Below are 8817 nucleotides of genomic sequence, written 5' to 3'. Positions count from 1 at the left end.
GGCTCCGCGGCAGAGGCATCGACAGCCTCCCCAGCATCAGAACCCAAGATCCGGCAGACTAACAACACGAACTAGTGGCCTCATTTTCGAACGTCGCAATGGCCTCATTTTCGAGCGTCGCCGACACTCGCCTCAAGCAACGCCCCGTGACCGCGTACTCTGAGGACCCCGATTCTCGGCGATCCTTCCCGGTCCGCCCGATCCGCTAGTGGTGCAGGAAGGCGAAGAGGTCGTAGACCATGAATGCCGGCCAGAAGAGGCCCTCGACAATCGCCCAGACGTAGCCCCAGAACTGATCGACCTGCGACCAGAACCAGAACCACGCACCGATGATGCCGAGGCTGTAGATCGCGCCGCCGCCGACGATGGCGCCTGTACCCGAATTCCGCTCGCTCACTCGCGACCTCCCACCGCCGAGCCTATGCCCGGCTCCGGCCCGTCGTCACCCGGGGCGAAGCACGCACTGACCTCGCCCGAGCGGATCCTGATCCGGGCGATGAGCCCAAGAGGTAGCTCGCGTGCGCGCCCCAACGCGGTCGGTTCGGATCCGTATACGTGCATTGTTTCAAGCAGCCTGCGCCTGGTGGGCCGAGAGCGGTGTTGCTACTGCCCGCATGCGCCGTCGCGGCCGTCTAGAGCCGGCGCCAGCGAGCCCGCGGGTCAGTGGCTGTGGTCTTACACACCATCGGGGTCCCGGCGGAGGTGACCCCGGTTGCGCCGATCGGTTTGCAGAATGCACCAGAGTGAACAATCAGCGGCGCTGGCTGTGCGGGCGCTGGTGCGGGTGCCGGCGCTGGTCCCGGTGCTGGTGCTGGTGCTGGTGCTGGTGCTGGTGCTGGTGCTGGTGCTGGTGCTGTCGTCTCTACCGGCTCGGGCGCGGGCGTTGTGGTGTTGGTTGGTGTGGGGGGTAGCGCCTGCAGGGTCGACGTGTACGCGGGCTGGTCCGGGCAGGTAGTGAGGATGTTGGCGATTGCGTCATGCTCTGCCGCCGTCACCCACAGACCGTATGCGGCTTTCACCGAGACTTGCCGCGCGACGTAAGTGCACCGGTAGGCCTTCGACGGGGGCAGCCAGGTGGCGGCGTCGCCGTCACCTTTCTGCTCGTTGACGCTCCCTTGCACTGCCTCGAGGTTCAGTGGGTCGTTGGCGAGCTTCTCCCGCTGGGCGGGGGTGAGTTGCTGTGCGCCGGTCTGCCAGGCATCGCCGAGGGCGACCATGTGATCGATCTGCACCAGCGTGGAGGTCTGCTGTCCGCGCTGGAAGGTGACTGCGGTGCCGGTGTAGGGATCCCACAGGCCGCCGGTGAGCACGGTGCAGGTTCCTGACTTGGTGATGTGGGTGAGGTCGCGGGCGAGGATGTCGTTACGGGTGTCGCATCCGTTGCGGTCGATGTCGAGCCACGCGGCGCCGAAGTCGGTGGTGCGGGCGTACCCGGTCATCGGTGCCCGGCCCTTTATCGGCACGGTGGCCAGCAGCGCGACCGCGGTCGTTGACGCGGCCGTCCCGGCGTAGGAGATCGCCGGTGCGGTGGCGGTGGGTTCGGGGGTCGGGGTGGGTTGGGGGGTCGGGGTGCGTTCCGGTGTGTCGGTCGGTGTGGGCGCGCCCGCACTCGGGGTGACCAATGCCGGCGCACTGACGGAGTCGATGCCGCTGCTCGATGCCGAGGGGTATGCGGCCGCGGTGATGCTGCTGGTGATCAGGAACGCGACGGCGGATGCCGCGGTGGCTACGGTGGCGGCCTTGCGGCTGCGGAGGCGGAGCCAGGTCGGGGTGTTCTTCGATAGCGCGATGATCGCTGTGATGAGGATCACCAGCGACATGAGGGCGAAGATCGGCGCGAGCAACGTCACGATCACGACCCCGATCAAGCCGATCAGGATCCACGCCCACACGGGGAGACGGGGCTTGGCCTTGGCTAGAGGCGGCGTCGCAGGGCCGGGCGGCGGCATCACGCCGACGGCAGTCGCCGGGGTCACGTGCTCGGTCCACTGTGTGCCGTCCCAATACCGGGACTGGTTCTGGTTCGACGGGTCGGGGAACCACCCGGGCGGCGCCGCCGTCACGGGCACCTCGCCGGCACCACCTGTCGGGACGCGGTTGTCCTCGCCGGGTGTGGAATGCCTGTTCGTCATGACGCGTGGCCGCCTTTCGGACGTGAAGTGGTTGAGGTGAGCTGGGCTGCGTTGGGTGCGGGCGCTTGTTTCGCAGGGTGTGCGGGCGAGCTGGGCCTCGACGCGAGGGCGAGGGACCGCTCATCGGAGAACGAGGACGGTGCGGGCGACCGCCGAACCGCCGCCCCGGCGCCCGAGGTTCGCTCGCGGCAAGGACTTGACTCCTGAGGGAGGTCATCTGTGGACGGCTTCCGAGGGCCCGAGCGGAGGCGGCGTACCCTGGCCGGATGGAGGACATCAACGGTGCGCAGCCCCGCTGCCCATACTGCGGTGTGCTGATGCGCGACATCCCCGGAGGGTGGAAGTGCCCGGCGTGTGGTCACGTCTACGCGCCGCCCTTGATGCAGCAGCAGGAGCAGCTCCCGGATTTCGAGGGACCGACCATCCACGGCGGGTAACAGCTGGGGGAACCACCCGCCGCGCGTAGCGTCCAGTCCGGGAAGAGTTCGGTCGCGTGCCAGCTTGCCTCGGCCAAGCGACACTAGGACGCGGTATCTCTGGCCATGCCCGGGATCAGGAACAGGTCGACGATGAGCCAGATCGCCGCCACCGCGGCAAGCATCAAGCACCAACCGACTCCGGCGCTGGTCACGATCACACCGGTCCAGTAGATCAAGACGATAGCGACAGCGGATCCGTGCCGTCGCAGGTAGAGGCGGTGTGCCGCGACGCCGCCGAGGAGGAACCAGAGCAGGTACGCCGTGCCAACGCTCGTTGTCTTGACGATCGGCCCGTACACCTGAGGTGTGGCCGGCGCGATCGGACCCCATTTCGCGCCATCCCACCACTGCGTCTGGCCATAGTTGTTCGGATACCAGCCCGGCCGTGGGCTGCGCGGTTCGACGGTCATCGACTCCCCAGTCTTTCGAACCGACGATAGCGGCCAACCGAGTGACCGATCGGCGCGACGCAATGATCTGTGGAGAAGGTTGATCAGAGACGTGCCCGACCACGAGGTCATGCCTTGGTGTGCCCGAAGTGATCCCTCACGTGACGATGCCCGAATGCGGGATCGATCCGGGTGCTCGATCGCGGGTGGATCGTTACGAGGGCAGTGCACGCTTGGGGTAGATGCTGTGCGAGTCCGAGCGAACGCGATTGGGATCCCTAATACGGGAGTAGAACGCGAGCTCACGTGGCTACTGGGGTGATGGTCACGGTGTAGCCGAGGTTGCGGAGTTGTCGGATGGCGTTGTTCTTGGCCCTGTCAGGGTCGGTGCGGGCGTAGAAGTCGGCGCCGGGGTCGGCGTATTCCTCGCCATTTCGGAGCATGTGCCAGACGGCCCCGAGGAGAGTGTGCTCGATTGCGACGACCGCTTTGAGCGGTCCGCGGCGAACCGCAATGCGTCGGTATCTCGCTGCGAGATAGGTGCCTTTCGTGCGGGACACGGACAACGCGGCGACGCCGAGCGCGGCTTTCAGGTACTTGTCTCCGGGGCGGGTTGTTGTGGACTTGACGCGACCGGCGGACTCGTTCTGACCGGGGCAGACACCCGCCCAAGACGCCAACCGCCCGGGGGTGTCGAACACGGCCATGTCGCCGCCGGTCTCGGCGATGATGACATCGGCGACCGCGACCGAGACGCCCGGGATCGTGATCAGCACGTCCCGGGCAGGCCGAAAGGGCACCATCGCGCCGTCGATCCGGGCGGTGAGTCTGTCGATCATCGCGGTCTGCGTGTCGATCTGGATCAGGTACTCGCCGACCAGGAACGCGTGATGCTCGGTGAACCGGCCGTGCAACGCGTCGATCAGTTGCGGGATCTTGTTCCGCAGCTTCCCCTTCGCGAGTTCGGCAAGCACGTGCGGGTCGCGTTCCCCCGCGACCAGCGCGTCCAGCATCGCCCGTGACGACGCGCCAGTCAGCGCCGATGCGACCGAGGACAGCTTGATTCCGGTGGATTCGAGGAACTTCTCCAGCCGTTGCACCTGCCGGGTCCGGTCCGTGGTCGCGGCCGCTCGGGCGCGGGTGAGGTCCCGCAGTTGTCGGATCGGTTCCGGCGGTACGAACGACGCCCGGAGCAGTCCGTGCGCGGCCAGTTGCGCCAGCCATGCCGCGTCCGACACGTCGGTCTTCCGTCCCGGGATGTTCCGCGCCTGCCGGGCGTTGACCAGCATCACCGGCAGGGTGTCTTCCATCAGGAAGTAGAACGGCTTCCAGTAGTCGCCGGTCGCTTCCATCACCACGGTGGTGACCTGCCGGGCGTGCAGGAACTCGACCAGCTCGAGAATCTGCGGCACCGTCGCACCCCAGGTCGTCACGCTCGTCGTGAACGTCCCGGCGCGTTTCCCGGGCACCCGGATCGCGACCTTCGCGTCGCGTTTGGACAGGTCCATCCCCGCCGCCCGCTCGTGCAACACATCCATCCGCAGCCTCCTTCAGACGAGGCCGGCCACGGGAAGGGCGGGGGAGAATTCAGGAATCTAACACTCGTGCTCGACGGCAACAATCCACGGTTCCCGTGGGTGCCCTTCCGCGTCACGCTAAGCGCCGGGCTCGAAGCACCAAGGGATCTCGACGTCACCGTGGCCAGCACCGCCAGCATCCACCCAGACAACCCGAGCCGACAAGAGCCAGCCACGCACGAGACTCCCGACCACCACGGCGCGGCAGCGCCCCTGGAACGCTCAGCGACCGATGGCGACCAGGTTGCTGACGAACGTCCCGAAGCTGGACATAGACCTAGCCCGGTCTAGAGAATTGTCGCGATCGCAAGAAGAGCGATTGTCGCGACAGATCCAATCTTTCTATGCCCAGACACCCCCAGAGTGCGTTGTGACTGGGTTAGCTGACGCACACAGGGGAACGTTGGCGAACGGCATCACTGCGCGATGGGTTCCTGCGCGTTGATCTGGGCAACGCTTGCCCGCAGTTCAGTGATCAGCTCTTCGCGTGTGCCTCGGTAGTCCGCGACGGCGATTTCGAGCATCTCTGCGAATTGGATCGCTGCCTCTCGCTCGAGGTGGATTTGCGTTGACTTCTGCCGATTTGTCACGGACAGGACGAACTCGTTCGCATTCACTGGTTCATACGACACGAGCCGATCAAACCGGTGCTCGAGAGTCGTCTTCCCGACGTAAATGATGCGGGATGTCGTGATCGCCACATGGCCCTGGTCGACGATCGTCGGGGTCGGCGACGAGGATTCGATGTGGCCGTGGGTCTGGCCGATGTTGTATCTGATCGCGTGACCACCGATGTTCCCGACCGGGATCGATACACCCTGGTGCGCGGCCACATAGTTTCGTTGCACAGTGTCCCGCACGAGCGCAGCTGGCAGGTGCGCGTAGAGCCGTTCGTTGCGCTGCAACATGATCGGTGCAATGGGCGACGGCTGTGCCGTCTCGGCCAGGGTCAGGTACGCGCTCGCGAGTTGCATCGTGCGCTCCCACTCGGCGTGCGGCTTGGCGATCGCCTTCTCCCGTCTCGCCTGCTCGCGCTCGGCCGCGGCGGCAGCTTTGGTGAGTGCCGCGTCTGCTTTCCTCGCGGCCCTTGCCTCCACCGTCGCTGCCTTCTTCGCCTCCCGGTCGGTCTGATCGACTGCTGCCTTCGCATCGCGCTCGGCCTGCTGGACGGCCGCCTTCCGTTCTCGCTCTTCGGGCTGCGGGGCGATCTTGGCGTCGTCCCCGTCGCCCGCGGCCGCTGCGTTCGCCGCGCGCTGGTCCGCGGGAAATGGGTGGGCGGCCGCGTATTCGGCGGCGCTCACTCCCCAGTGCGCGCCGTCCCACCAGCGTTGCGTACCGTGCCCGTCGTCGTACCAGCCAGCTGGCGGCAGAACGCTCATCCCCGGCCACCCTTCTTCAGTGGTTGCGACAATAGCCGCGACACGCTGATCCGTCGCGGGGCCCCGGGCGACGGTGCAAAGCTTGTGGCGGGGTGGTGGAGCGTCGTCTGAGTCCGGCTGTACGCTCGCGGGCATGTATGGGGAACGCCTCACCCGCTGGGATCGTGTCATGGAGTGGCCGCTGATGGCGGCCGCCGTCGTCTTCCTGATCGCCTACGCGACACAGATACTCGCCCGTGAAAAGGGCGCGATGTCCGGTGTCGCAGAGGTCGTCGTCTGGGTCATGTGGGCGGTGTTCGCGATCGACTACATCGTGCGACTCGCGATCACAGAGAAGCGTGGGAAGTGGTTCCTTCGGCACCTGTTGGACCTCGCAATAGTGATCATGCCGATGCTCCGACCGCTCCGGTTGATGCGGTTCCTCACCATCCTCGCGATCATCCAGCGCGGTGCAGGCAGCATGCTTCGCGGGCGTGTCGTCGTCTACACCGTCGGCGCAACAGCGTTGACGATCGTCATAGCGGGCCTTGCGGTCCTCGACGCCGAACAAGGTCAGCGGGGGCCCATCCAGAATCTCGGCGACGCGATCTGGTGGGCATTCACCACCATCACCACCGTCGGCTACGGCGATTACTTCCCCGTGACGATCACCGGCCGCATCGTGGCAGTCGCGCTCATGATCGGCGGCATTGCGCTGATCGGTGTGGTTACCGCGACGCTCGCGTCATGGATCATCGAGAAGGTCTCACTCGAGGTGAAGGTGAGCACGGCGACGGAGGAACAGGTCGAGCAACTCCGTGCAGAGATCGCCGAAATGAAAGCGATGCTGCGCGCTTTGCAGCGCGCCGCACCGGTGCCCGAAACGGCCATGGCCGCTGTCGAGTCGGGCGCGCCAGAGCCCCATCGGTAGTGCAGGCTCGACTGTTGATCGTAAACGGGCCGCGCCCGAGTCGGGAGTCCATGTGGGCGGCCGATTGGCCCACACCGGGCCGCGGCCGATGGTCGGATGTTCGAAGCGGGCGACGACGGCCGGAAGGTCGCTAGAAGACGTGTGCTTCGAACGAAGCGAGGAACTGCTCGGGGCGATGCCGCAGCTCGCGGTAGACGGTGGCGCGCGAGACGCTGAACAGTTCCGCGATCTCGGCTTGGGTGTATTCGCCTCGGTCGTGCACCTCGAACAGGAGGCTCCGCTGACTCTTGGACAGTTTCGGCTGCTTCCCTTTCAGCGTGCCCTTGGGCGCGGGCGACGGCCATTCCCTCCCGTGTCCGCATGCTGATCAGGTCTCGCTCGAACTCCGCGACCATCGCGAGCACGTTAAACAGGAGCCGCCCCACGGGATCAGTCGGGTCATACCTGCTCCCACCGAGGCTGAGCGCGACTCCCTTCGTGGTCAGCTCGTCGGCGATCTCGCGAGCGTCCCGCAGCGAGCGAGCGAGCCGGTCGAGTTTCGTCACGACGAGGGTGTCGCCGGTTCGCACTGCGGCGAGCGCCTCCCGCAATCCCGGTCGGCCGCGATTCGCGCCCGTCATCCCGTGGTCGACGAAGATGTGCTCGTCAAGAACGCCCAGACGCAGCAGTCCGTCGCGTTGAGCGGCGAGGTCCTGATCTGTAGTCGAGACCCTGGCGTATCCAATCTGTATTCCATCCATCCACCCAGAGTCACCCCACGCCAGCCGATTCGGATCCTTCAACGGGCGCGACGTGTGATAGCTTCTGCGTCCCCGTCGTCGGTCAGCCCACGCCGACTGACTGGGCTCCGACCGTCCTCCCGCGAGTAGCCTCACGGAACACGAATCGGTCGGACCGGAACTGAGCGCCGGTGGTTATGAACAGCCTGCGATGACTGGTCCGGGAGCGCTGGTACTTTCGACGCCGTGACGATTGAACCAGCGCGGGCGGACAAGCGCATGCGACTGCGATATGCCGGCGCCTGCCGGCTCTGCGATGAGCCGCTGGCCGCCGGGTCGGAGGCGGTGTACGAACGCGACACGAAGACCGTGCGGTGCGTTGAATGCCCCACCCCGTCGGCAGAACCTGTCGGCGACGTGGCCGGCGGTTCCGCTCGACGAGAGTACGAACGTCGCAAGCAGGGGCGTGAGCAGCGCATCCGCGCCGACCATCCCAAGCTGGGCGGGCTCATCCTCGCGCTCTCCGAGGATCCGCAGAGCACTCGGGCGTGGGAGCGCGGCGCGGTTGGTGAAGAGCTGCTGGCCGAGCGTCTCGCCGACCTGCCCGCCACCGTTCGTATCCTCCACGACCGTCGTATCCCGGGCTCGCGCGCGAACATCGACCACATTGTTGTGTCGTCGGCCGGGGTGTGGGTGGTCGACGCGAAACGGTACCGGGGCAAGCGACCCGAACTCCGCGTCGAGGGTGGCATCCTGCGACCCCGCACGGAGTCCCTTCGGATCGGAGGACGCGACGGCAACAAGCTCGTCCAAGGGGTTCAGTCGCAAGTCTCACGCGTCACCGCCGTACTGTCCGACCCGAGCGTGACGGTGACCGGGGGTGCTGTGCTTCCTCGAGGCGGACTGGCCACTCCTCGGCGGCGGGTTCACGGTGGACGGCATCGACGTGCTCTGGCCACGGCTCCTCGTGAGGCGGATCACCGAGGCAACTCCTCAGACACAGGACGTTGACTCCGTCCACGCCCAACTCGCCGCCGCGTTCCCCCGTAGCAGCTGACCCGAGATTGGTGACCCAATGCACAGCGGCCTGCAGCTGGTCGGACACGAGTGCCGTGGATGCTGGGAACTCCAAGAACCCACGATCGAGAACAATCTCGAAGCGGTCGTCGTGCACGAGGATCCCCATGGCCGGTTCATCACGATCACGGATTTGCGTGGAGATATGGAGCGAT

General features: G+C 66.3%; 8 protein-coding genes and 1 pseudogene. 3 read left to right on the top strand and 6 right to left on the bottom strand.

The window, feature by feature from the left end; all coding sequences use genetic code 11:
• Nucleotides 1-205: 205 nt before the first annotated feature.
• Both ABD212_RS18460 and ABD212_RS18455 read right to left on the bottom strand, forming a co-directional pair.
• Nucleotides 206-397: a hypothetical protein gene (locus tag ABD212_RS18460; protein WP_344097562.1), complete on the bottom strand. Its 192-nt coding sequence runs from the start codon at nt 395-397 to the stop codon at nt 206-208.
• A gap of 235 nt (nt 398-632) precedes the next feature.
• On the bottom strand, nt 633-2132 hold the full coding sequence (locus ABD212_RS18455; RefSeq protein ID WP_344097559.1) for a GmrSD restriction endonuclease domain-containing protein: 1500 nt from the start codon (nt 2130-2132) through the stop codon (nt 633-635).
• 266 nt (nt 2133-2398) lie between these two features.
• On the opposite strand from ABD212_RS18455, the gene ABD212_RS18450 reads away from it, so the two are divergent.
• Nucleotides 2399-2569, top strand: a complete 171-nt coding sequence (locus tag ABD212_RS18450) for a hypothetical protein (RefSeq protein ID WP_344097557.1) — start codon at nt 2399-2401, stop codon at nt 2567-2569.
• Between the two features lie 83 nt (nt 2570-2652).
• On the opposite strand, the gene ABD212_RS18445 is transcribed toward ABD212_RS18450, so the two are convergent.
• The 3 genes from ABD212_RS18445 to ABD212_RS18435 all read right to left on the bottom strand — a co-directional run bounded on the left by ABD212_RS18445 (nt 2653) and on the right by ABD212_RS18435 (nt 5956).
• Nucleotides 2653-3021 carry a TM2 domain-containing protein gene (locus ABD212_RS18445; protein WP_344097554.1) on the bottom strand — a complete coding sequence of 123 codons (369 nt, stop codon included), beginning with the start codon at nt 3019-3021 and terminating at the stop codon, nt 2653-2655.
• Between the two features lie 281 nt (nt 3022-3302).
• Nucleotides 3303-4538: an IS110 family RNA-guided transposase gene (locus ABD212_RS18440; protein WP_344097552.1), complete on the bottom strand. Its 1236-nt coding sequence runs from the start codon at nt 4536-4538 to the stop codon at nt 3303-3305.
• 455 nt (nt 4539-4993) lie between these two features.
• Nucleotides 4994-5956, bottom strand: coding sequence for a DUF2510 domain-containing protein (locus tag ABD212_RS18435; RefSeq protein WP_344097549.1), 963 nt, complete (start codon nt 5954-5956; stop codon nt 4994-4996).
• A gap of 133 nt (nt 5957-6089) precedes the next feature.
• Between ABD212_RS18435 and ABD212_RS18430 the strand changes: the two genes are divergently transcribed.
• Nucleotides 6090-6866 (top strand): potassium channel family protein, encoded by a 777-nt coding sequence (locus ABD212_RS18430; RefSeq protein WP_344097546.1) that lies wholly within the window; start codon nt 6090-6092, stop codon nt 6864-6866.
• Between the two features lie 130 nt (nt 6867-6996).
• Here the strand turns inward: ABD212_RS18430 and ABD212_RS18425 are convergent.
• A pseudogene (locus ABD212_RS18425) lies at nt 6997-7606 on the bottom strand (recombinase family protein).
• Between the two features lie 225 nt (nt 7607-7831).
• Between ABD212_RS18425 and ABD212_RS18420 the strand changes: the two are divergent.
• Entirely contained in the window at nt 7832-8596 is a 765-nt protein-coding gene (locus ABD212_RS18420; RefSeq protein WP_344097543.1) for a nuclease-related domain-containing protein, read from the top strand.
• Nucleotides 8597-8817: the final 221 nt, after the last annotated feature.

Source organism: Microbacterium deminutum (assembly GCF_039530205.1).
Lineage (GTDB): Bacteria > Actinomycetota > Actinomycetes > Actinomycetales > Microbacteriaceae > Microbacterium > Microbacterium deminutum.
Note: the sequence above shows the minus strand (reverse complement) of the source record. Positions and strands in the feature narration are given on the sequence as shown.

Excerpts from the sequence above, each read along its gene's own strand:
- ABD212_RS18440 (WP_344097552.1), bottom strand. The coding sequence starts at position 4,538 with ATGGATGTGTTGCACGAGCGGGCGGCGGGGATGGACCTGTCCAAACGC.
- ABD212_RS18445 (WP_344097554.1), bottom strand. The coding sequence starts at position 3,021 with ATGACCGTCGAACCGCGCAGCCCACGGCCGGGCTGGTATCCGAACAAC.
- ABD212_RS18430 (WP_344097546.1), top strand. The coding sequence starts at position 6,090 with ATGTATGGGGAACGCCTCACCCGCTGGGATCGTGTCATGGAGTGGCCG.
- ABD212_RS18455 (WP_344097559.1), bottom strand. The coding sequence starts at position 2,132 with ATGACGAACAGGCATTCCACACCCGGCGAGGACAACCGCGTCCCGACA.
- ABD212_RS18435 (WP_344097549.1), bottom strand. The coding sequence starts at position 5,956 with ATGAGCGTTCTGCCGCCAGCTGGCTGGTACGACGACGGGCACGGTACG.
- ABD212_RS18450 (WP_344097557.1), top strand. The coding sequence starts at position 2,399 with ATGGAGGACATCAACGGTGCGCAGCCCCGCTGCCCATACTGCGGTGTG.